Annotated in this window: 17 protein-coding genes; 5 read left to right on the forward strand and 12 right to left on the reverse strand. The window is 73.1% G+C overall.

What is annotated here, in order from left to right:
• From DXZ73_RS06550 to DXZ73_RS06565, 4 genes are all read right to left on the reverse strand, one after another.
• Complete coding sequence (locus tag DXZ73_RS06550) at positions 1-1,329, reverse strand: sensor histidine kinase (protein ID WP_240351241.1); 1,329 nt, start codon at positions 1,327-1,329, stop codon at positions 1-3.
• 35 nt (positions 1,330-1,364) lie between these two features.
• Positions 1,365-2,048, reverse strand: coding sequence for a response regulator transcription factor (locus DXZ73_RS06555; protein WP_116210066.1), 684 nt, complete (start codon positions 2,046-2,048; stop codon positions 1,365-1,367).
• Between the two features lie 292 nt (positions 2,049-2,340).
• Complete coding sequence (locus tag DXZ73_RS06560; protein ID WP_116210067.1) at positions 2,341-4,866, reverse strand: bifunctional lysylphosphatidylglycerol flippase/synthetase MprF; 2,526 nt, start codon at positions 4,864-4,866, stop codon at positions 2,341-2,343.
• On the reverse strand, positions 4,863-6,179 hold the full coding sequence (locus DXZ73_RS06565) for an alpha/beta hydrolase (protein WP_162890073.1): 1,317 nt from the start codon (positions 6,177-6,179) through the stop codon (positions 4,863-4,865). Before DXZ73_RS06565 ends, DXZ73_RS06560 begins: the two co-directional genes overlap by 4 nt.
• A gap of 294 nt (positions 6,180-6,473) precedes the next feature.
• On the opposite strand from DXZ73_RS06565, the gene DXZ73_RS06570 reads away from it, so the two are divergent.
• From DXZ73_RS06570 to DXZ73_RS06585, 4 genes are all read left to right on the forward strand, one after another.
• Entirely contained in the window at positions 6,474-7,433 is a 960-nt protein-coding gene (locus DXZ73_RS06570; RefSeq protein WP_162890074.1) for a 2OG-Fe(II) oxygenase, read from the forward strand.
• A 37-nt stretch (positions 7,434-7,470) separates the two neighbouring features.
• Positions 7,471-8,562 carry a PP2C family protein-serine/threonine phosphatase gene (locus tag DXZ73_RS06575; RefSeq protein ID WP_116210070.1) on the forward strand — a complete coding sequence of 364 codons (1,092 nt, stop codon included), beginning with the start codon at positions 7,471-7,473 and terminating at the stop codon, positions 8,560-8,562.
• A 5-nt stretch (positions 8,563-8,567) separates the two neighbouring features.
• Positions 8,568-9,218 carry a gamma subclass chorismate mutase AroQ gene (gene aroQ / locus DXZ73_RS06580; RefSeq protein ID WP_162890075.1) on the forward strand — a complete coding sequence of 217 codons (651 nt, stop codon included), beginning with the start codon at positions 8,568-8,570 and terminating at the stop codon, positions 9,216-9,218.
• Between the two features lie 94 nt (positions 9,219-9,312).
• The gene (locus DXZ73_RS06585; protein WP_116210072.1) at positions 9,313-10,248 is read left to right on the forward strand and encodes an MBL fold metallo-hydrolase; all 936 of its coding nucleotides are present in this window, start codon (positions 9,313-9,315) and stop codon (positions 10,246-10,248) included.
• A 51-nt stretch (positions 10,249-10,299) separates the two neighbouring features.
• On the opposite strand, the gene DXZ73_RS06590 is transcribed toward DXZ73_RS06585, so the two are convergent.
• The 5 genes from DXZ73_RS06590 to DXZ73_RS06610 all read right to left on the reverse strand — a co-directional run bounded on the left by DXZ73_RS06590 (position 10,300) and on the right by DXZ73_RS06610 (position 16,655).
• Complete coding sequence (locus tag DXZ73_RS06590; RefSeq protein WP_240351242.1) at positions 10,300-11,319, reverse strand: hypothetical protein; 1,020 nt, start codon at positions 11,317-11,319, stop codon at positions 10,300-10,302.
• Positions 11,320-11,595: 276 nt separating this feature from the next.
• The gene (locus tag DXZ73_RS06595; RefSeq protein WP_116210074.1) at positions 11,596-12,978 is read right to left on the reverse strand and encodes a cysteine desulfurase; all 1,383 of its coding nucleotides are present in this window, start codon (positions 12,976-12,978) and stop codon (positions 11,596-11,598) included.
• On the reverse strand, positions 12,965-14,347 hold the full coding sequence (locus DXZ73_RS06600; RefSeq protein WP_116215455.1) for a family 2B encapsulin nanocompartment shell protein: 1,383 nt from the start codon (positions 14,345-14,347) through the stop codon (positions 12,965-12,967). Before DXZ73_RS06600 ends, DXZ73_RS06595 begins: the two co-directional genes overlap by 14 nt.
• Before the next feature lie 318 nt (positions 14,348-14,665).
• Positions 14,666-15,388 (reverse strand): DUF998 domain-containing protein, encoded by a 723-nt coding sequence (locus tag DXZ73_RS06605; protein ID WP_116210075.1) that lies wholly within the window; start codon positions 15,386-15,388, stop codon positions 14,666-14,668.
• 85 nt (positions 15,389-15,473) lie between these two features.
• Positions 15,474-16,655 carry a DUF6777 domain-containing protein gene (locus DXZ73_RS06610; RefSeq protein WP_162890076.1) on the reverse strand — a complete coding sequence of 394 codons (1,182 nt, stop codon included), beginning with the start codon at positions 16,653-16,655 and terminating at the stop codon, positions 15,474-15,476.
• Positions 16,656-16,900: 245 nt separating this feature from the next.
• Here DXZ73_RS06610 and DXZ73_RS06615 point away from each other — a divergent pair, with 245 nt between their 5' ends.
• On the forward strand, positions 16,901-18,175 hold the full coding sequence (locus DXZ73_RS06615; RefSeq protein ID WP_425315820.1) for a streptophobe family protein: 1,275 nt from the start codon (positions 16,901-16,903) through the stop codon (positions 18,173-18,175).
• Between the two features lie 16 nt (positions 18,176-18,191).
• Here DXZ73_RS06615 and DXZ73_RS06620 read toward each other — a convergent pair whose 3' ends face one another.
• The 3 genes from DXZ73_RS06620 to DXZ73_RS06630 are packed head-to-tail and all read right to left on the reverse strand — an operon-like array spanning position 18,192 to position 22,118.
• A complete protein-coding gene (locus tag DXZ73_RS06620) occupies positions 18,192-19,205 on the reverse strand; it encodes a serine/threonine-protein kinase (RefSeq protein ID WP_116210077.1) in 1,014 nt (337 codons plus the stop codon).
• Positions 19,202-19,777, reverse strand: coding sequence for a hypothetical protein (locus tag DXZ73_RS06625; RefSeq protein WP_116210078.1), 576 nt, complete (start codon positions 19,775-19,777; stop codon positions 19,202-19,204). The genes DXZ73_RS06620 and DXZ73_RS06625 overlap by 4 nt, the downstream gene beginning before the upstream one ends.
• Positions 19,778-19,793: 16 nt before the next feature.
• Positions 19,794-22,118 carry an FHA domain-containing protein gene (locus DXZ73_RS06630; protein ID WP_116210079.1) on the reverse strand — a complete coding sequence of 775 codons (2,325 nt, stop codon included), beginning with the start codon at positions 22,116-22,118 and terminating at the stop codon, positions 19,794-19,796.
• Positions 22,119-22,179 lie beyond the last annotated feature (61 nt).

A 22,179-nucleotide genomic window follows, 5' to 3' on the forward strand; every position in this document is an offset into this window, starting at 1 on the left:
CTACGGCTGTGCCGCGACGGGCAGCGTGATGGTGAATCGTGCCCCCCGCTCCGCCCCCGTGATCTCCAGTGTGCCGCCGTGGGCGGTCGCGATGTGGTGGGCGATGGCGAGCCCCAGCCCCGTACCGCCCGTGGCGCGCGTGCGGGCGTCGTCGAGCCGGGTGAAGCGCTCGAAGACCCGGCAGCGGTCGGCGGGCGGGATGCCCGGGCCGTCGTCCTGGACATGGACGACGACCCGACCGAGGGCGTCGTCCCGTACGACGTGGACGACGACGGAGCGGAGCGCGTGGCGCTCGGCGTTGTCGAGGAGGTTGCCGAGCAGCCTGGCGAGCAGCGTCTGCTGCCCGTGCACGACGAGTGGTCCGGGCGCCGAATCCACCCGCAGGACCAGCCTGCCGGGCGGGCGGCGCCGCTCCGTCTCCTCCCGCACCAGGGCGACGACGTCGACCGGCCCGCCGCCCGCCAGGCCGGTACCGGCGTGCGCGTCGAGGCGCGCGAGCAGCAGCAGGTCCGTGGTGAGCCGCTGCAGCCGCTGTGTGTCGCCCAGCGCCGCCCGTACCACCGCGACCCAGTCCGCCCGGTCGGGGTGTGCGAGGGCGATCTCCAGCTCCGCGCGCAACGCGGCCAGGGGACTGCGGAGTTCGTGCGAGGCGTCGCTGACGAACGCGCGCTGCCGGTCGACCGATGCCCGCAGCCGCTCCAGGGTGCTGTTCATCGTCTCGGCGAGGCGGGAGACCTCGTCGCGTGTGGGAGGCACGGGCACCCGCTGGTCCAGGTGCTGCGCGCTGAGCTCGGCGAACCGGGTGCGGATGGCCTCCACCGGGCGCAGCACCCGCCCGGCCGTGAACCAGGTGATGCCGGCCACGGCCCCGGTCGCCGCGAGCACGCCGCCGACGAGGGACAGGATGGTGATGTTCAGCCGGTTCTGTTCGAACCGGAGGGGGTTGGAGGCGACCATGAGCGGGTTGGTGTACGACTCGTTCGTCCCCTTCACCATCGCGTACAGCGGGTGCCGGCTCGCGGGATCCGTCCACGGCAGCAGCGACAGCATGGAGCCCGTCGCCTGGGGCTGCGTCATCGGGTCCAGGGCGGCTCGCCCCGGATAGACCTGGTCGGACACCTCCAGGCGGTGACCGAGCACCTTCGCCAGCTCGGGGATGTCGGTGCGGTAGTCCGACGAGGCGTCGAAGGTGCGGGAGGACGCGTCGCGCACGGCCTGGTCCAGGTACTGGCGCCCCGAGCGCACCAGTTCGTCACGCGTGGCCAGGGCCACCAGCGCCGCGCCGACCGTGAGGGGGATCAAGGCGCAGATGACGGCGAGCAGGGTCACGCGCCCGCGTATCGAGCCCCGCGGCCGTCGCCGCCTCACGGCCTGGTGTCCTCGGCCGCCAGCCGGTAGCCGGCCCCGCGCACCGTGTGGATGCTGTGCCGCCCGAACGGCGCGTCTATCTTGCGGCGCAGGGCGCTCACGTACACCTCCACGATGTTCACGTCGCCCTCGAACGCCTCGTCCCAGACGTTCGCCAGCACCTCGTGCTTGGTGACCACTTCGCCACCGCGCCGGGCGAGGTACTCCAGGACCGCGAATTCCCGTGCGGTCAGGGACAGTTCGGTGGTGCCGCGGCGGCAGGTGCGGGTGGCCGGGTCGACCCGCAGGTCGCCGACCCGGAGCGTCGAGGGGCGCTCGGGGCCGCCGCGGCGGACGAGGGCCCGCAGCCGGGCGACGAGGGCGACGTACGAGAACGGCTTGGTGACGTAGTCGTCCGCGCCGGTGTCCAGGCCCTCCGCCTCGTCGTACTCGCCGTCCTTCGCGGTGAGCATCAGCACGGGAGTCCAGACCCCGGCCTCCCGCAGCCGGGCGCAGACGTGGTAGCCGTTGAGGCCCGGCAGCATGACGTCAAGCACGATCACGTCGTACGCGCCTTCGGCCGCGAGGTGCAGCCCGCGCCACCCGTCGTGCGCGAGCTCGACCACGAAACCTTCGGCGCCCAGCCCCCGGCGCAGCAGCTCGGCGAGCCGCCGGTCGTCCTCCACCACCAGTATTCGCATGCGTTCAGCATGGCGGAGCGGCGACGGCCGTGGCTGAAGGTGCCTTCAGGGATCCTCAGCTTCCCTTCAGCACCGTGCTGTCAGGCTTCGGTTGTCGGCTGGTGACGAACCATCAGCGCGGCAGCCGCACCGGCCACGGCGCACGCCGGGAATGCTCGGGGGTGGGGCCCGTACCGACGGTCCGGGCCCGTTTCACCGGCGCGGCGCATCCACACGGGCCCCGGGCACCCGGCCGCCGGGGGCGGCCCGCCCGGGGCCCGTGGCATGTGGTCGGCGAGGCATTGCGCCCGCGTCACGTCGAGAACTGCCGCATCAGGCGCACCCCTTGCGTCGGTGTCATATGCGGCAGGTACGCCTTGCCGATGGCGCGGGTGATGGCGGGGAGGGCCGCCGGGTCCGGGTAGGACATGTACAGCGGGTGGTATTCGGGCTGGAATTTGGACTTGAAGTTGAGGAGGGAGCGGAATCCGTAGACGGGTTCGAGGACCTTTCCCGCGTAGTCCAGCATGCGCTGGAGGGCCGCGGGCGGTTCCGCGGTGGCCTTGCGGGCGAGGGGGGCGCCGGAGAGGCTGAGGAAGCGGGCGCCTTCTTCCTGGAAGCCCAGGGCGGCGGAGGCGATGAGGAATTCCATCGAGCCGCGGAATCCGCCGGACCGGCGCCGCATGAAATCCAGGGTCCAGCCGACGGGGCGGCCGTTCTCGTGAACCGGCATCCAGCTGGTGATGCCGTGGACCGTGCGGTCGGCGTCGACGGCGAGGAGGCAGCGCACATGAGGGTCGTCGAGTTCGTCCAGGCCGCCGAGGGTGAAGCCCATTTCGGGGAGGCCCTTGTCGGCGACCCATTCCTCGGAGATCGATGTGACCTGGTCGGTGAGGGCGATGGGCGCGTCGGGGTAGGACCACCACTCGGCGGTGATGCCCTCCTTCTTCGCCTTGTTGAGGGCGGTGCGGACGTCCTGCCACTTCTTGCCGGTGAAGGCGAGGCCGGGCAGGGGTACGACGGTGTCCTCGGCGACCTGCACCGATCGCCAGCCCAGCCGTTCGGCGGCCTCGCGGGTCCCGGCGCCGACGCTGTAGAAGCAGGGCGTCCAGCCGCGTTCGTCGCAGTGGCGGGCGAAGCCGGCGACGGCGGCCGCCCGTGCGTCGGGCGCGCCGAAGGGCTCGCCCGTGGTGAGGGCGACCGTGGCGATCACCCGGTAGGCGACGGCGGCCCGGCCGCTGTCGTCGAACCAGTAGAAGTTCCCGTCCCACGTGGTGATGTAGGAGAGCGTGGAGCCGCCGTGGGCGACGAGGATCTCCCGGGCGCGCACGGCGGCGTCGGCGTCGGTGTGCAGGCGGGGTCGCCGGAAGGTGACGAGCAGCGCGACCAGGGTGATGAGCCAGAAGAAGAGGCCGCAGTAGTGGAAGAGGGCCTGGGCGGTGCCGCCGACCGGGACGGGCCAGTCGGTGAAGACGTCGATGAGGGTGGGCGGCAGGAACTCCGAGGCGAGCCCCTGGAGGAGCCGTACGGGGGTGGCCTCGGGGTCGTACTGGTCGCGCACGGTGTAGCCGATGCCGATGTACGCGGCGCAGGCCAGCAGGAGCGCACCGCCCACGACGGCCGTGAGCCGGTGCGTCGCCGAGCGGGGCAGGCGCAGGTCGAAGCGGGCGCGGGTGACGACGAGCAGCAGCAGGACGAGCACGGGCAGCAGCATCTGTTCCGCGAACGCCTGGGCGTAGGTGGACCGTTCGGCGGGCGCGGCCCAGCCCGCGGGGTGGCTGAGGAAGTCGTGCAGCCAGTAGGAGAAGAGGGCCATCCAGGCGAGGTGGACGAGCACGGCGAGCCACCAGGCGAGCCGCAGGCCCCGGCGCAGGCCCTCGGCGAGGACGAGCATCATGGCGGGGACGAGCACGGCCATGAAGGCGGCGGGCGAGTCGTAGAAGCCCCGCAGCGCGTGCACGTAGTGGCAGTCCGCCGCGGAGGCGGCGCAGGCGTCGGTGACCTCCTGGTCGGTGGGCTGGACGGCGACGTAGAGCTGGAAGGAGTTGAAGGGTCCGTACGCGTCGCGGTAGAGGATGGCGGCCATCGGTCCGATGGCGGCGGCTGCCACGACGAGCGCGACCAGGACGCGGGCCTCGGTGTGGGAGGAGTGGCGCAGCCGCCAGGGGCCCTTGTGGTGGTGGAGCACGGCGCCGGCGACGAGGCCGACGACCGCGCCGCCGAGCCGCAGCACGCCCTGGAGGTGTCCGATGTAGAGGGCCATCACCAGGGCGAAGGCGACGATGGCGAGGCGGGTGCGGCGGCGCCAGAGGGCGGTGAGGCGGTAGCTGAGGACGCCGCCGACGGCGAGCGCGCCGACGCTGGGGGACACGGCGAGGTCGTCGGCGAGCTCCTCCAGCCACCACTCCCCCGCGAGGGCGCCGGCCTTGACGATGCCGACGCCGAGGAGGGTGCCGAGGATCTGGCCGCCGAGCAGGGCCGCGGCGGTGCGGGCGACGCCGAGGCGGCGTTCGGAAGGGGTCACCAGCAGCAGGACGATCAGGGTGGAGCCGATGTAGCCGCCGAGGCCGGGGCACCACAGCAGGGAGCTGGCCGGGGTCCACCAACGGCCTTCGGCGAGGGCGGGGACGCCGACGGCGACGCTCTCCGTCCGGTGCCTGCCGGGTCCTGAGCCGAGGCTGTGGGTGACGGCTCCGACGATCCACAGGACGGCGAGGAAGGCGAGGGTGAAGGGGGCGTGGCGGACGGGGGCGAGGAGCCTGTCGAGGGTGATGCGCCAGGGGTGCCGGGCGTCGCCGGTGACGGGTGCGTCGGGGGGCGGCGCGGTGGTGTCCGTCATGGGATCAGCCCCGTCTCGCGGGCCAGCCAGGGCAGTTGGCGCTCCAGGCCGGGGCGCCAGACCTGCCAGCTGTGGCCTCCGGGGAGCAGGACCCATTCGGCGCGCATCCCGGCCTTGACGGCGGCTTCGTACATCTTCCGCTGCTGGGGCCGGTAGGTGTTGTCGCTGCTCCCGGCGACGAACGCGGCCTTGGTGTCGGGGAATCTCTCCCGGGCGAGCACATCGAGGGGGTTGACCTTGGCGAAGGCGGCGGCGTCCCCGCCGAATGCCTTGTCGATGGTCTTGCGGAGGCTGCCGAGGGTGGGGGCCTCCTGGCCGGAGATGTCGTTGACGACGCCGTAGACCTGGGGGGCGTTGACGCCGAGCTGGATGGAGCAGGTGCCGCCGAAGGAGATGCCGGAGATGATCCAGGAGGTGCGGGCGGCGGCGACCTGGAGGTGGCCGCGGATCCAGTCGGGGACGTCCGTGGCGAGGTAGGTCTGGACGTTGCCGAGCTTGGAGTCGACGCAGAGGGTGTTGGCGAACTGCGAGCCGAGCGGGTCCACGACGACGACCACGGGGGCGAGGCCGCGGTGGCCGGCGGCGAAGGCGTTCATCATGTCGAAGAGCCGCCCGGAGTTGATCCAGTCGTCGGGCGAGCCGGGCTGTCCGGCCATGAGGACGATGACGGGGAGCAGGGGCCGAGGAGTGGCGCGGTAGGCGGGCGGCAGGTAGACGTATCCGCTGCGGGCGTCGAAGTGGGAGGTCGTGCCGGGGATGGCGATACGGGAGAGGGTGCCGTCCTCGGGGAGGTCCGGTGGGGGCTTCCAGACGTCGGAGACCGTCTTGCCCGCGGGGACCTTGAGGGCGGGTTCCGTGGGTCCGGTGGCGTCGGTGAGGCGAGTGGTCTTCGTCAGCCAGGAGTTGAGGGCGGTACGCGCGGTGGGGTACTGGTCGAAGTGTTTGTTGACCTCCGAGGCGCCGAGGAGCACGACGAACACGCCGGCCAGTACGGCGCCGAGGCGGCCCTTCCAGCGGAGCGTCGGCATGCGGAAGACCGCGAGGCACACCCCGAGGACGGCTATGCCGGTCCAGATCACGACATCGGTGGGCAGGGGGTCGGGGAAGGGTTGCAGCCAGTCGTCGACGGCCGTGCGCAGCAGCCAGGTCAGCAGCGCGGCCAGCAGGACGGCGGCCGGGAGCAGGCGGGTCCACCAGGTGCGCCGGCGGGAGAGGAGCAGGACCGCCAGCGCGCACAGCCCCACGGCCAGCAGGGTGAGCGGGATCCATCCGTTCACCAGGGACCAGTCCAGCGGGCCTGCCGCGATCCGCATGCGTCGCACCACGTCCGTGTGGGGAGTGTGGGTGAACGGGTCGCGCTGCCTCGAGCCACGGCGGCCACGGCCCCCGGTGTGGGGCCGGACGGACGTGAACGCACCGTCCACCCGTTCATCCAGAATGCTACATATCGCATTTTCTCCGGCAACTCGTGCGTCCGGGGCCGACGCGGAGCGCGGCCGCCGGGTGGCGGGATCGCGGCTCTTGTGAAGGCGGGGTTCCCGCGTTGGATACTCGGGGTCGCGGCCTTCGCTTCAGCCGAAGAGTTCTCCGTCGAAGGAGCTGCCCTCATGCCCATGGCACCGACGAGGAGCGGCAGAGCGAGCGCGCTCGACCTGCCGAGAACACCGACCGGGGTGACGCAGGTGCTCCACGCCTTGCGGGCCCGTACTCCACGGCGCGGCACGGGGCTGCCCGAGGAGCCGCCCTGGCGCAGCGAATTCGTCGCCCGGGAGGCGAGCGCGCCACGGCTTTCCCTCGGCGAATTCGGCTATGCCCCGGACGAGCTCGGCCACTGGCGGGGGCGGACCGACGACACCGCTCTCGTCGGTCCGTGGCAGATCCTCACGAAGGAGGGCCTGGAGAATCTCACCGAGGTGTGCGAGAACCTCGAAAAGGCCGCGCGGAACAGCAGGTTCATCGCGACGCGACGGCTGCGCGGCGCGGATCTCCTCTCCCCCTTCCTCAACAACATGATCCGCGACCGGACGTTCCTGCTCGCCTGCTCCCGGCTGGTGGGCGTGCCTCTGATCCCGCATCCGCTGCGGATTCCCACGGCGCAGATCAATTACAGCAACGGGCAGGGGCGGCCGGAGATCGTACGGTGGCACCGCGACGGCATGGACTATGTGTTCACCATTCAGCTCAGCGGCTACGACGACTACGAGGGCGGCCGGTTCACCTATTTCCGGGGGCGTACGGATGAATTCGCGGGCGCGGTGCCCGGGGACCCCCGGATCCGCGAGGCGCCGTGCGGGGACCGCGGGGCGACGCTGTTCCTCCACGGCAGCCGGATCTTCCACGCGGTCACCCCGGTGACCGACGGCCGGCGGGCCACCTTGGTGATCTCCCTGTTCTGCCCCTATTTCGCCCGGCAGGACTCCAATACGTTCTGGCATCTGGCGGGGGACGACGGAATTCCCGCGACGGTGCCGAGCTGGCTGCGGCTCAAGTGGCCGGTGCGCAATCCGGCGGTCGATTTCAGTCTGCGGGCCGGGTGTCCGGTCATCACCTGGGACGACATCCGGTAGCAGGCGCCGCCGGTCGTGCCTATGGTGGGCAGCAATCATGACGCACCACCCAGGCCGGGACGTATCGCTCCAGATGTCACGTCTCCCCCACAGCGCTCGCACGCTCGTCGTGGCCGCATATGTGCTGCTCGCCAGCGCCGTCACGCTGGACGTGACGACCGATCCGCAGTGGACGCTGTCCCCGGTGCTGGCCACCGCGCCCGTGCTGGCCAGCATCGGCACCCGGCGCGCCCGCGTGCCCCTGACGGTGGGGATGTCCGCGCTGGTGCTCGTGCCCCTGCTGGCGCTGGCCGACCGCGACGTGCCGCTGTCCGCCCATCTGACCTCGGGCTTCACGGTCCTGGCCATCACGTCCATCAGCACGGCGAACGTGGTCCTGGTGGCGACGCGGGAGCGCGAGCTGGGGCAGTCGCGTTCGGTCGCCGAGGCGGCGCAGCGCGCCCTGCTGCGCCCGCCGCCGGAGCGGATCGGGGGGATGCGGACGGCGGTGCGGTATCTGGCCGCGGCGGCGGAGGCCCGGGTCGGCGGCGATCTGTACGAGGCGCTGGTGACGCCGTTCGGGACCCGGTTCCTGCTGGGGGACGTGCGGGGCAAGGGGCTGGCCGCGATCGAGACGGCCTCCGATGTGCTGGGGACGTTCCGGGAGGCCGCGCAGGTCGAGGCGGACCTGGCCGCCGTGGCGGGGCGGCTGGACGCCGCGATGACGCGGCGGCGGGCCGGTGAGGAGTTCGTGACGGCCGTGCTGGTGGAGGTGGCGGAGTCCGGCGGTCCGGCCCGGATGGTCAACTGCGGCCATCTGCCGCCGCTGCTGTGGCGCGAGGGGCGGGTGACGGAGATCGAGTCACCGGTGCCGGAGCCGCCGCTGGCGCTGCTGGGGCTGGTCGGGGGCGCGTACCACTGCCGCGGCTTCGCCTTCGAGCCGGGCGACGTGCTGCTGCTGTACACCGACGGGGTGACGGAGGCGCGGGACGCGTCCGGCCGCTTCTATCCGCTCGCCGAGCGGCTGGCCCTCATGCCGGGGGCGGCGCCGGATGTCCTGCTGGACCGCGTGGTGGCCGATCTGCTGGCGTACGCGGGCGGCGGGCTGTCCGACGACGCCGCGCTGCTGGCCGTGCGCCGGGAGGGGTGAGCGGCGTGCCGGATCCCTCCGACGGACGAGGCCGGAGCAGGGCCGCGCTGCGGCGCTCCGCCGCGGCCCTGGCCCTCCTGTACTGCGTGGTGGCCTGTGTCTCCGGCCAGCGCGAGGACACCGGCTCCGCGCGGCCGAGCACCGCCGCGGGCGCCTCGCCGGCGGCGGAGCAGGCCGTACGCGCCCTGGTGCGGCTCGCCGCCGAGCGGATCGCGACGGCGGACTCGGTGGCGGCGGCGAAGTGGGGCACCGGACAGCCGGTCGACGACCCGGTCGCGGAGAAGGCGGTCCTGGACGCCATGGACATCCGGGCCGCGCGGCTGGGCGTGGACCGGGAGGTCGTACGCCGGGTGTTCGAGGACCAGATCGAGGCGAACAAGGCGGTGCAACGGGCGTTGCACGAACGGTGGGAGGAGGACTCCGAGCTGCTGCCCGCGCTCCGCCCCGACCTCGTCAAGCAGGTCGACCCCGTCCTGGACCGGCTGGGCGGGAAGTTGCTGGAGGCGATCCGGGGGGCCGGGCCGGTGCTGTCGGGTCCGCGGTGTGCGACGGTGCTGGACCGGGACAAGGCGCTGACGGCCCGTTCGGCGGGCCTGGACGCGGTGCACGGCGACGGGCTCGACCGGGCCCTGGCCCACACCTGCGACGCCCCGTGAGCCGGGCCCGCGCGCCACGGGCACCGTGATCGCCCAACAGCCCGTGCGTTCCCGCCCCTTGGCCGGGACCCCGTCGTTGTCTAGCGTCGATGCCATGCAGACGATCACCTTGGGCGGAGTGGAGATCTCCCGCGTCGTGGAATGGCACGGGCCGATCTCCCCCACCACCGCCGTCTTCCCCTCCACCACCCCGCGGATGTGGAAGGAGAACGAGTCCTGGCTGGCGCCGGACTTCTGGCAGCCGGAGCACGACGAGATGTTCGTCAACGTGCAGACGTGGGTGCTGCGAAGCGAGGGCCGGACCGTCCTCGTCGACACCGGGCTCGGCAACGACAAGGACCGGCCGCACATGACGGGCTGGTCCCGGCTGCGGACCGACTACCTCGACCGGCTCGCCGCCGTCGGCGTCCGCCCGGAGGACGTGGACGTCGTCGTCAACACCCACCTGCACTCCGATCACGTCGGCTGGAACACCCGGCTGGTGGACGGCGAGTGGGTGCCCACCTTCCCCCGTGCCACCTATTTGATCGCGAAGGCCGACTTCGACTTCTGCGATCCGGCCAATGACCATCCCCGGCGCGGGATGCTCGGTGACCTCAGTGTCGCCGCGGCGGGCGGGGACATGTTCGAGGACAGCGTCGCGCCGGTGCACCGGGCGGGTCGGGCGGTGCTCTGGGAGGACGGTTACCGGATCGACGCCGCGCTGAGCCTGGAGCCCGCTCCCGGGCACACCCCGGGCTCGGCCGTGCTGCGCCTCGCGTCGGGTACGGACCGGGCGCTGTTCATCGGTGACCTGGTGCACAGTCCCCTGCAAATCGCGGAACCCGACTGCGACACGTGCCTGAGCGAGGATCAGCGGGAGGCCACGCGGTCGCGGCGCCGGATCCTGGAGGAGGCGGCGGACACGCGGGCGCTGGTGTTCCCGGGGCATCTGCCGGGTCACGGTGCGGCGGAAGTCCGCAGAGAGGGGGGAAAGTTCGCGATCGAGCGGTGGGCGGCCTTCGGTCCTTCGGGCCCGGAGTCCGGCTGAGGCGGCAGTCGGCCGGCGGACCGTTCGTCCGCCGGCCGGCTGTCCGTACCGCTACTTCTTGCCCTTGATCGCGAAGGGCAGTTGCCGCGAGAAGAACGACAGGTCGCCGTTGCCCACCGAGACCCCCGCGTCCGCGCTGGTCACATCGCGGGGTGCGGAGGAGGCGACGGCCACCCGCAGGCGGTAGACGGCGCTCTCGCCGGGGGCGAGCGGCTTCTTCGAGGTGGAGCGCAGCGCGGCGCTCATGCCCGGGTCGCAGCCGCCGGCGACGAGGTCGACGCGCTCCCAGTGCCCGGACCGGTACTGCTGGAGGACAAGGTCCTTCGGGGTGAGGGCGTGGCCGGTGCCCGCGCCGTAGGCGAAGTAGGAGGCGCCCAGCGCGGGGTAGTCCCGGTCGGTGGTGTTCTTGACGGTGAGGGTGACGTCACTCGCGGGGCCGCCGCGGGTCAGGGTGGTGTGCTGCTGCCAGCCACTGACCGAGACGGCGGGGCGGGTGGCCGCGGCGGTACGGGCGGGGCTCTTGTAGGTGTGGCCCTTGCCGTCCTGGACGGAGGCGGTGACGGTGAAGGTGCCCGGCTTGTCGAGGTCCTGGAGGCGCAGGGCCACGGTGTGGGGGCGGTCGGCGCTCGCCGCCGCGGTGACGGGGAAGGTGAAGACGCCGTGCTGCGGGGTGTCGGAGCCGCTCGGGCGGGTGTCGAGGTCGACCCAGCGGTGCGTCTCCGGCACATAGCGCTGGACTGACAAGGAGTCGGTGCCGAAGCCGCGGCTGTCGACGTCGAGGCGCACGGTGCCCTTGGTGACCGGCGTGCGCAGGGTGACGCCGGAGCGGGTCCACAGTCCGATGGGCGCCTGACCCGGGAGGCTGTAGGAGATCTTCTCCGCGGTGGAGCCGACCGCGCGCCGCTCGGGAGGGGTGGCGTCCGCGGCGGCCCTGGCGGCCTGGGCGGCGGACACCTGGGCGTCACCGCAGCCCTCCGTGGCCTTCGTGCCGGCGGCCGGTATGGCCGCGGCCTGCCCCGCCGTCCCGGTGACGAGGGCCAGTCCCGCCGTCAGCGCCACCGCGGATCCCACGGCGGCGCTCCTCGCGCCCCGCCACCGCCGCCGTGCGACTCTCTGTGTCATGTACCGCCCCCTGCGTCCGGGTTTGTACGCACACTCGTACGTCTCTGGCTTCAGAGATTGTGTTCTGTAGCTGATGGTTCCCTTTGTCGCGGGAAATACCGCGAATTCCTGCGGATGCGCGGCGTGTTGCCCAGGGGCGGTCGGAGGGCGGTCGCCAGGGACGGGGCGCCCGCCCCGGCGCACTGTCGGGCGCGTCGGGGCGGGCGTCGGCCGCAGGGGCCGGGTTCAGCCGCTCTGTGCCTGCAACTGGTGCAGGGAGGCGACCAGTTCGTCCACCTCCTCGGTGGTGTTGTACAGGGCGAGGGAGGCGCGTGCCGCGGCCTCCAGGCCGTAGTGGCGCAGCGAGGGCTGGGCGCAGTGGTGGCCCGCGCGGACGGCGATGCCGGCCTGGTCGAGCCAGCGGGCGACGTCCATCGGGTCGTGGCCCGCGAGGGTGAAGGTGAGTACGGCGATCTTCTCCGGCGCGGAGCCCAGGATCTCCAGCCCCGGGACCGTGGCGAGGGCCTGCTGGGCGTAGCCGAGCAGCGCGGTCTCGTACGCGGCGACCGCGCCGCGGTCGAACGAGGTCAGCCAGTCGATGGCGGACTTGAGGCCGACGACGCCGGAGATGTGCCCGGTGCCCGCTTCGAAGCAGTGCGGTACGGGTGCGTAGGTGACGCGGTCGAAGTCGACCGAGTCGATCATGTTGCCGCCGCCCTGCCACGGGGGCATGGCCGCCAGGATCTCCGGTTTGGCGTAGAGGGCGCCGATGCCGGTGGGCCCGTACAGCTTGTGGCCGGAGAAGGCGTAGAAGTCGGCGTCCAGCTCCTGGACGTCCACCGGGAAGTGGGCGACCGCCTGGGCGCCGTCCACGAGCACCTTGGCGCCGTAGCGGTGGGCGAGGGCGGTCATCTCGCGCACCGGCGGGACGGTTCCCAGCACGTTCGACGCATGGCTGATCGCGACGAGCCGGGTGCGGCAGGAGAGCAGGTCGGCGTAGGCGTTCTGATCGATGCTGCCGTCCGGCAGCAGGGGGATCGGCACCACGCGGGCGCGCCGTTCCTTGGCGATCATCTGCCAGGGGACGATGTTCGAGTGGTGCTCCAGCGTGGAGACGAGGATCTCGTCGCCGGGGCCGAGGTCGGCACGCCCCCAGCTCTGGGCGACGAGGTTGACGGCCTCGGTGGTGCCGCGGGTGATGACGACGGTGTCCGGGGACGGCGCGCCGAGGAACTCCGCGACGGCCGCGCGGCCTCCTTCGTAGAGGTCGGTGGCCTCGCGCGCGAGGGTGTGGGCGCCGCGGTGGATGTTGGAGTTGGCGGTGGCGTAGAAGGAGGCCAGGGTCTCGATGACCTGGCGGGGCTTCTGGGTGGTGGCGCCGTTGTCCAGCCAGATCAGGGGGCGGCCGTTGACGGGCCGTTGGAGGATGGGCATGTCCTGGCGGGCCGCCTCGGGCGTGAACCGCCCGCTGCGGGTGGCCGCGCCGCCCGTCGGAAGCCGCGCACCGGAGGGCTGTGCCCCGGTGAACGTGCCCGGGAGCCGCGATGCCGCGCCCGTGCCGGGCAGCGCGGCGGTGAGCGGGGGCATGGCGGGGGCGGGCCCGCCCCACGTCATGTCAGGAGTAGTCATGGTACTTGGACACCTCGACGTTCTGGAGCACGGCGACGGCGTCCTCGACCAGCACGGCGGCGCTGAAGTAGGCCGTCATCAGGTACGAGGTGATGCCCTTCTGGTCCACGCCCATGTTGCGCATGGACAGGCCGGGCTCGGCCTCGTCCGGCACCTTGGACGGGCGCAGGCCCACCACGCCCTGCTCGGCCTCGCCGACCCGCATCAGCAGGATCTCCGTGGTCTCCGCGCCGTTGGGGCCGGTCATCCGCACCTTGTCGGACGGCAGCAGCGGGACGCCGCGCCAGCTCAGCAGCGGGCTGCCGAACCGGGTGTCCATCACCGGGGGCACACCCCGGCGCGTACATTCCCGGCCGAACGCGGCGATGGCCCTGGGGTGGGCGAGGAAGAAGCCGGGCTGCTTCCAGACCTTGGCGAGCAGCTCGTCCAGGTCGTCCGGGGTCGGCGATCCGGTGCGCGCCTGGACCCGCTGGCCGGCGGCGACATTGCTGAAGAGCCCGAAGTCCGGGTCGTTGAGCATCACCCGCTCCTGGCGCTCGCGCAGCGCCTGGATGGTGAGGTTGGCCTGGGCGCGGGTCTGGTCCATGGGCTCGTTGTAGAGGTCCGCGACGCGGGAGTGGACGCGCAGCACGGTCTGGGCGAGGCTCATGTGGTACTCGCGGGGGGCGTCCTCGTAGTCGACGTAGGTCCCGGGGAGCTCCGGTTCGCCGATGTGACCGGCGGTCAGGTCGACGGGCACCTCGGCACCGGGTGCCATGCGGTCCCCGGTGGTGTACGCCTCCAGCGCCGCCCGGAGCGCCTCGTCGCGTCCGGCGGCCGCGGCCAGCGCGGAGCGGTCGAGGCAGAGCGCGGTGCCGGGGGTGAGGGCCACGACCCGGTGGGGCAGCTGCCCGCTGCGGGACCAGGAGTCGAGGTCGAAGAACTGGCCGTCGCCGACGACCTCGACGAGGGCGTCCTCGCCGTAGCGGCCGGTGGCCCGCTTCTCGGCGCGGCCCCGCACGAGGACCCACAGCCTGTCGGCGGACTCGCCCTCCTGGGCGAGTAACTGGCCGGCCTCGAAGATGACCTCGGTGAAGGCGGCGGCGAGTTCGCGCAGGAGCCCCTCGTCGGCCTCCCGCAGGTACGGCACCTCCCGCAGGTCCTCGGGGACGACGTGGTGGGTGCCGTTGTCGGTGTAGCTGCTGATCCGGTCGTCGCCCAGGATGAACGTCCGGCGGCGGTTGACGCGGTAGACGCCGGATTCGACGTCGACCCAGGGCAGGGCGCGCAGCAGGTAGCGCGGGGTGATGCCGCGCATCTGCGGGGTGGTCTTGGTGGTCGTCGCCAACTGCCGTGCCGCATCGGTACTCAGGCTGAGCCGGTCGTTCATGGAGGCCTCCTCGAAGACGGGCGTGATCCGGTTCGATCCGGTCCACGCGCAAACGAGGGCGATCATGTTGTTGGACATCTTCCGTTCACAAGGGGCCATATTTTTGCAACAGGCCTGAATTAACTGCCTCGTTGGTCATCCGCATTCGCGCCGGAGTGAACCATTCCTCCCAGCCGGATGTCTGACCAGGCACGAGGGGCCGGAAGCCCCTCCCCCGGCCGCCTTCCGCACACCCGCCCGACCGTCGCGACCATCACGCACATTCGGCCGAATTCCTCCCAAGACGGCGAGTGACCACGGGTACGGGGGAGTCCTGGGTCACCGGTGGTGCGGGCGCCCGCGCAGCGCCGCGGCGAGCAGCGCCAGCCACACCCCGACCAGCACCAAGTGCGCCCGCTGCGGCACTCCGTGCCAGCCGGGTCTCCCGAACAGCGGGCCCACCGTCGCCAGCGCCGTCACCAGCGCGGCGCCGAGCACCCACGGCCCCCAGCGGCGGATCAGTGGCCATCGCCCCCCTTGCGCCCGGGACGCGACGATGAGCAGCGCCATGGAGGCGAACAGCGCGGCGTGGGCGAGGGCGCTGGTGCCCGTGTGCCACGGATTCACCGCCTCGCAGGCGCGGTTGACGGACGGCGCGCAGCGCATCGGCAGCAGCACGTCGCCCACGGACGACGCGGCGAAGGCGACGAGCGCCCAGCGGCCGCCGGTCGCCCAGCGGTCCGCCGGGACCCGTCCGCCGCCCGGCGGCACGCGCGGGATCGCCCCCGCCGCGACCAGCAGCGCCGTGACGATCTCGATCCCGCCGAAGAGCACGTGCAACCGCTGGTCGGCGGCGAAGAGCTCGCTCACATAGGAGTGCCGGGCGTCCAGCCCGGTGGGCAGGAGGAACTCCAGGATCCAGGCGTTGTAGAGGACCGCCGCCGCGAGCAGCAGCCAGGTGGACCGCCCCGAGCGCGGGGACACCGCCCGCCGCCCCGGCAGCGCCCCCGCACATGTGGGGGCGGCGGTGGCGGGCCCGCGCGCGGCGGGCGGTCGGCGCATCGGTCCGGGTCTCAGTTCGCGCGCTCGCGGGCGTACGGGCCGGACGGGTCCGTACGCCGCACCCGTCGCGCGGCCTCCGAGCCGCTCACGGTCGCGCCCCGGTGCGTGCGGCGGGCCCGTACGCCGGACCGGGCGCCTGCGGGGACGGCGGGGGCGGTGAGCTGTGGGGCGTCGGCACCGAGGGCGAGGGGGACGGGGACGACTTCGGCGACGAGGGGCCGCTCGGTGGCACGCTCGGCTGCGCGGGGCTGGGCGACGTGGTGCTGGGGCGCGAGGTGGAGCTGTCGCTGTCGCCCTGGGTGCCCACCGGGCGCTCGAACCACCGGCCGCTCTGCGGGTCGTAGACGACCATGACGCTCATGGCCGCGCCGGCCGGCACGACGGCGACCGCCTCGCCGGAGCGGTAGGCGCGCCACGCCTTGCCCTTGGCCTGGGGGGTGCCCTTCGTGGCGACGGGCGGGCCGAGCGGGTTGCCGCAGGCGCAGCGCACGCGGGGCATACCCCGGTCGTCGACGAGCACGGCCGTGCCCGCCTGGAGGACGGCCTGGTAGGCCGTGGCGGAGCCGCTGCGGTAGCCGTGGTTGGTGACCCGGGTGTCGGTGCGCAGCTGCAAGGGGGTCAGGCCGCGCAGGTATTCGGGGACGTAGCCCGGCTCGATCCCGGCCGCGGTCGCGAAGGCGCGGGCCTTCGTCTGGTCCTCGGTCAGATAGCCGATCTGCCGCTCGACATCGCAGCTGGCCACGTTCTGGGTACCGCCGTAGAGGCCGGGCGTCGAGCCCTGGACGGTGCGGGAGCCGGAGCCGCCCGTGGCGGCGGGGGCGGTGGGCGAGGCGGTCGCCCGGCCGCCGGTGTCCTTCGCCGTCGACGCGGTGAAGGGGTCGGTGCCCTCGGCGGAGGCGGACTGGAGGTAGACCTCGCCGGAGCCGCTGTTGTCCGAACGGAGGAAGAAGACGGCGAGCGCGGCGGCCGCGACGAGCGCACCCGCGAGGAGCGCGACCTTGGGGAGGGACCGCCACCAGGGGGTCCCTCCCCCGCCCGGCTCTTCACCCGGCATGCCGTGGCCGCCCGTGCCGCCCGTCGGCGGGGCGGGCGGCACGGGCGGCCGCCGCGGTCCTGACGGCCCCTCGGGCGCGGCCGGGGTGCCCGACGGCAGGTCGGCCCGGGTCGGTTCCGGAGGTCTGGACGGCCCGGACCCGGATCCCTGCCCGGCGAGGGGGCCGGACGGTGGACCGGTGGGGCGGTTCTCTGACGGTGGTTCGGACGACACGGGGCCCTTCTCCTACGGTGGAGGCGATCCGGTTGTTCTTCTCTGCCCTGTTCTGCACGCTTTCGCCGCTGTTCATTGTGTGACGCAAACCGGCGCGCCCCGCAAACGGAAGCCGGGCTCCGGCGGATGCGCGCCCGACAGGTGGCACGGCGCCTCCGGGCTTACGTTGAACTTCCGGGCGCCACCCGGCGCACACCGGGCCGGGCCGCACACCGACCACCGCCGACGACGTTTCCGGAGGCAGCGTGACCCAGCCACCGAGGGCCGCCGCCCCGGCTGCCGCGCACCGTTCCCTGCGCACCTGGTGGGACGCGTTCGCGGCCGTGGCCGCCGGGGTGGCGGCCATGGCCGTCGTCGCCGCGCTCGGCCTGTGGGCCGCCGGGGCGACCGGGCTGCCCGGCGGCGCCTTCCCGTCCGTCGTCGCGGCCACCGTGGTCACCGCCGTCGGGGGCACGGTGGAGCTGTCGGGCGGCGCCGGCTTCTTCGGCCGTACGGGCGCGAGCCTGGACGTCGTCCCGCTCTCGGTGACCCTGGCCGGTGCCGTGGCGATCGCCGTCGTCTTCCTGCTGCCGCTGCGTCACCGGGCGGTGGCGAGCGGCGGCGAACTGCTGGGCAGGGTCGCCCGTACGGCCCTACTGTGGCTGCTCGCCCTGGTACTGATCACGCTCGCCGCCCGGCACACGTTCCGCATCGACCTGGGCGATTCGCTGATCGGTGACATCGGCGCGGCCCTCGGGGCGACGCCGGTCGTCGGCTTCCGCGCGGCGATGGCGCCCACGCTCGGCCTGGGACTGCTGTGGCTGCTGGTGCTGCTCGCCCTGGCCGTCGCGGTGTCCCGCAAGACCCCGCTGCCGTCACGGTTGCTGCGCTTCCAGGACGCGGTGCGGCCCGCCGCGTTCGCGATGCTGGTGGTACTGCTGGCGTACGTGGTGCTGGGGCTGGTCGTCGGCGTGGTCGTCCTGTGCACGCGTGGCCACACCGCGCAGACCGCCGCCGTACTGCTGCTGGGGCTGCCCAACCTCGCCTGGCTCGCCTTCGGCACGGGCCTCGGCGGCACCTGGGACGGCCGGGTACCCGACGCCATCGGACTGCCCGTGCCCAAGGCCCTGGCCGCGGTGCTGCGGGTGAAGCACGGCACCGCCGCCGTGAACGTCTCCTCGCTCGCCGAGCAGGACGGGCGCGCCTGGCTGCTGGTGGCCCTGGCCGCGGTCGCGCTGCTCGCCGCGGGGTTCGTGACGGCCGTACGGTCCCCGGCCCGCACCGCGCCCTGGCGGCACGGCGTCCGGCTGGCGGTGGCACTGGCCGTCACGCTGCTCGTCGTGGGAGCGCTCACCCGGATCTCGGCGCGGTTCGGGCTGTCGCTGCTCGGCGTCGGCGACCTGGGAGGCTTCGGCGGCGAGGTCACACTGCGGCCACGGCTGTGGACACTGCTGGGGCTCGGACTGCTGTGGGGCCTGATCGCGGGCACGCTGGGCGGTGTCTGCGCGTGGCGGGTGCGCCGGCGGGGCGAGTTGCCGTGACCGGGCGGGGGTCCGATTACGGGAGGCGGCGGGGCAGGGGCGGCTCTTCCGGGAAGACCGGCGCCGCCCAGCGCGGTGGAGCCGGCGGGAGGTCGGGGCGGAGGCCCGGGTCCACGCGGGTGGGGGCGTGCGTCGGGGCGGGAGCAGCCGCCCCCGCCGTCCGCAGTTCGGTCACGAACCGCAGGCAACTGCCGAACCGGTCGTCAGGGGACTTGGCCAGCGCCCTGGCCAGCACCTCGTCCACCCCGGGCGGCAGGTCCGGAAGACGGTCGGAGAGCCGGGGCGGCGGATCGTACTGGTGCGCCCACAGCAGCGCGATGTCGTCGTCGCGCCGGAACGGCGGAGCGCCCGACAGCATCTCGAACACCACGCAGCCCAGGCTGTAGACATCGCAGCGCCCGTCCACCGGTTTCCCGGAGATCTGCTCGGGAGCGACGTAGTCCAAGGTGCCGACGAACTGGCCCACCCGGGTGTAACCGGTCAGCGACAGCGACTTCTTCGTCAGCCCGAAGTCGGTGAGGTAGACGTGCTCGGGGTGGTCGCTGTCGGTCCCCTCCGCCACCAGGATGTTGCCGGGCTTGACGTCCCGGTGCACCAGGTCGTGCGCGTGGGCGGCGTCGAGGGCGGAGGCGACCTGGGTGGCGATCCGGCAGGCGGTGGCGAGGGGCAGCGGTCCGTCGCGGTCGAGGAGCGCGCGGAGGTCCTGCCCGGCCACGTACCGCATGGCGATGTAGAGCAGCCCGTCGGCCTCCCCGGCCTCGAACACCGGCACGATGTGCGGGTGGTCGATGGCGGCGGCCACCCGCGACTCATGGCCGAAGCGCTGCCGGAAGGTGTCGTTGCGGACGAGTTCGGGGGCGAGCAGCTTGAGGGCGACGGTGCGGCCGAGGCGCAGGTCGCGGGCGCGGTAGACGACCGCCATGCCGCCGCGTCCGATCTCGCTCTCCACCTGGTACGTCGCGATGCGGCGCCCGATCAGTTCGGAGGGCCGCTCCACGGGGTCGTCCGGGCGGGCCCGGTCGGGGGTCACCGGCCGTCACCCGGCCCGACGATCCGGGTGGCCTCGCCCGGGTCGCTCCCGGAGGCGGGTCGCGGGGCCGCGGGGCCGCCCGGGGCGAGGACCGCCATGGCCGTGCCGTCGCAGTAGCACCAGTGATCCTCGTCCGGGTCGTAGAGCCAGACGGCGTCGCCGTCGACGACCACCCCGATCCGCAGCCCCTCGGTGCTCCGCCGGAAGCTCTCCCCGTCGGTGCGCCCGGCGGCCAGGTCGGCCACCGCCCGGTGGTAGGCGCCCAGGGTCTCCTCGGCCCTGGCGAGCAGCCGGCGGGCGTCGGCCGTACGGGTGAGCGGCCCGCCGGCGGCGGGCGGACCCTGGGGCAGCGGGACGAGCGGGCGGGAGTCGGTCCAGGCGGTCCAGCCGTTGGAGCAGAGCACCTGCCCCCAGTCGCCACGGCGGTCCAGGAGCCGTACGGGCAGCAGCGGGTCCAGCGGCTCCGTGGGCACCGCCGCGTCCGGGGCCGTCCAGGTGGGCAGGCCGTCCGGGGGCACGACGTGGGTGGGCCGGAAGTCCGCGGCGGCGTCCGGTGCGGTGGCTGGGTTCATGGAGCGGCTCCACCTGCTATTTCCGCATGACGGCGGGCTCGTTGCGGCGCAGCAGCCGGACGACGACGAGGCCCAGGACGACCGACAGCACGACCATCATGCCCATGTTGAGCAGCCAGGTGCCGACGGAGTGCTGGAGGAGCGGGTCGGCGGTCACCTTGCTCCCGACCGCGATGCGCCGCAGGTCGATCGTCCCGCCCATCGCGGCGAACGCCCAGCGCGAGGGCACCAGCCATGCCAGCTGTTCCAGACCCGGCATTCCGTGGAGTTTGACCAGCGCCCCGCAGAAGACGACCTGGACGATCGTGAGGAGGACCAGCAGCGGCATGGTGACCTCCTCCTTGCGCACCAGGGCCGAGATGAACAGGCCGAGCATCATGGCGGTGAACGACAGCAGTGCCACGGCCACGGTGATCTCGACGAGCGGCTGCAGGAGCACGCCCTTGCCGTGCGGGGCGCCGAGATCGACCCCGAGCAGGCCGACCAGGGTCAGGACCACTGCCTGGCAGACGGTGATCAGCCCCAGGACCACGACCTTCGACATCAGATACGCGGATCTGGAGAGGCCGACCGCCCGCTCCCGCTGGTAGATGGCCCGTTCCTTGACCAGTTCACGGACCGCGTTGGCCGCACCCGCCAGGACTCCTCCGATGCACAGGATCAGCAGGGCGTTCATCGCCGTCTCGGCGGTGAGTCTGCTGCCGGCCAGGGCCCGGGCCATCGCCCCCATGATGAACGGCAGCGCGATCATGATGACCAGGAAGGTGCGGTCGGCGGTCAGCGCCGCGGTGTACCGGCGGACCAGCGTACGGAGCTGGGATCCCCAGCTCTGCGCCTTGAGCGGTGCGGGGGTGGGGTCACGGACCGGGACGCCCGGTACGTGGGGCTGTTCGGTGGCGGCGCCGACGTACTGGCGGTACTGCGGGGAGGCGCGGTACTCCCCCGCCCAGTCGCGGCCCGTGTCGTTCTCGAACGCCTCGAAGGCCTCCGGCCATTGGGAGAAGCCGAAGAAGGGCAGGGTCTCGCCCGGCGGCCCGTAGAACGCGGTCCGTCCGCCGGGCGCGAGGACCAGCAGCCGGTCGCACAGGTCGAGGCTGAGCACGCTGTGGGTGACGACGATGACGGTGCGGCCGTCGTCGGCCAGGCCGCGCAGCATGGTCATCACCGAGCGGTCCATGCCGGGGTCGAGCCCGGAGGTGGGTTCGTCCAGGAAGAGCAGGGAGGGCTTGGTGAGGAGTTCCAGGGCGACGCTGACGCGCTTGCGCTGGCCGCCGGAGAGGCTGTGGATGGCCTGGCCCGCGCGCTGCCGGAGGCCGAGTTCGCCGATCACCTCGTCGACGCGCGCCCGCCGTTCGGCCTTCGCGGTGTCGCCGGGGAAGCGCAGCTCCGCGGCGTAGCCGAGGGCGCGGCGCACGCTCAGCTGGGCGTGCAGGATGTCCTCCTGCGGTACGAGCCCGATGCGCGCCCGGAGCTCGGGGTAGTCGTGGTAGAGGTCGCGGCCGTCGTAGAGCACGGTGCCGCGGTCGGCCGGGCGCAGCCCGGTGAGGGCGTTGAGGAGGGTCGACTTGCCGGCGCCGCTCGGCCCGACGACGGCGAGCAGGCACTTGGCGCTCACCGGGAACGAGACGTCGTCCAGCAGCGTCCTGCGGCCCTTGTCCACATGGACGGACAGGTCCTGGACGTCGAGCGAGACCTCGCCGGTGTCGACGTACTCCTGCAGTTCGTCGCCGACGAGGCAGAACGCGGAGTGGCCGATGCCGACGATGTCGCCCGGGTGCACGGGGGCGCTGCGCACGAGGCGGCCGTTGAGGTAGGTGCCGTTGTGGCTGCCGAGGTCCACGATCTCGTAGGTGCCGTCCGCACCGGCGCGGAGCTCGGCGTGGCGCCTGGAGACCACCAGGTCGTCGACGGTCAGGTCGTTGTCGGCGGCCCGGCCGATGCGGATGGTGCGGGACGGCAGGGGGCGTACGGACGTGGGCCTGCGGAACGTCCCGGTGGCACCGGGCACGGACACCGGCGCCCCGGCCCGTCTGAGCACGGCGGCCGGGCCGTCGGCGGGGTTGCCGAAGCGGATGACGGTGCCCGCGTCCACCTCCAGGGCCTGGATGCGGTGGCCTTCGGTGTAGGTGCCGTTGGTGCTGCCGGTGTCCTCGACCGTCCAGTGGTCCTCGACGGGCCGGAGCACCGCGTGGTGCCATGAGACCCGCGCGTCGTCGAGCACGATGTCGCTCGAGGGATCGCGCCCCACGTGGTAGGTCCGGCTCGGACTCATCGTCTGCGAGCCGCCGTCGGACTCGATGACGAGTTCGGGGGCGGAGGGCGCGACCGGCCGCTCTCCCATAGGGGTATTTTACGGCGGGCCCGGTGCCACCGCCTTCCGGCGGCGGCCGCGGACGTAAGGG

Source organism: Streptoverticillium olivoreticuli subsp. olivoreticuli (genome assembly GCF_003391135.1).
Taxonomy (GTDB): Bacteria; Actinomycetota; Actinomycetes; order Streptomycetales; family Streptomycetaceae; genus Streptomyces; species Streptomyces blastmyceticus.

Coding starts and splice junctions, on each gene's coding strand:
- DXZ73_RS06560 (WP_116210067.1), bottom strand. CDS start 4,866: ATGACGGACACCACCGCGCCGCCCCCCGACGCACCCGTCACCGGCGAC.
- DXZ73_RS06570 (WP_162890074.1), top strand. CDS start 6,474: ATGCCCATGGCACCGACGAGGAGCGGCAGAGCGAGCGCGCTCGACCTG.
- DXZ73_RS06595 (WP_116210074.1), bottom strand. CDS start 12,978: ATGACTACTCCTGACATGACGTGGGGCGGGCCCGCCCCCGCCATGCCC.
- DXZ73_RS06565 (WP_162890073.1), bottom strand. CDS start 6,179: ATGCGGATCGCGGCAGGCCCGCTGGACTGGTCCCTGGTGAACGGATGG.
- DXZ73_RS06555 (WP_116210066.1), bottom strand. CDS start 2,048: ATGCGAATACTGGTGGTGGAGGACGACCGGCGGCTCGCCGAGCTGCTG.
- DXZ73_RS06625 (WP_116210078.1), bottom strand. CDS start 19,777: ATGAACCCAGCCACCGCACCGGACGCCGCCGCGGACTTCCGGCCCACC.
- DXZ73_RS06575 (WP_116210070.1), top strand. CDS start 7,471: ATGACGCACCACCCAGGCCGGGACGTATCGCTCCAGATGTCACGTCTC.
- DXZ73_RS06605 (WP_116210075.1), bottom strand. CDS start 15,388: ATGCGCCGACCGCCCGCCGCGCGCGGGCCCGCCACCGCCGCCCCCACA.
- DXZ73_RS06585 (WP_116210072.1), top strand. CDS start 9,313: ATGCAGACGATCACCTTGGGCGGAGTGGAGATCTCCCGCGTCGTGGAA.
- DXZ73_RS06630 (WP_116210079.1), bottom strand. CDS start 22,118: ATGGGAGAGCGGCCGGTCGCGCCCTCCGCCCCCGAACTCGTCATCGAG.
- DXZ73_RS06600 (WP_116215455.1), bottom strand. CDS start 14,347: ATGAACGACCGGCTCAGCCTGAGTACCGATGCGGCACGGCAGTTGGCG.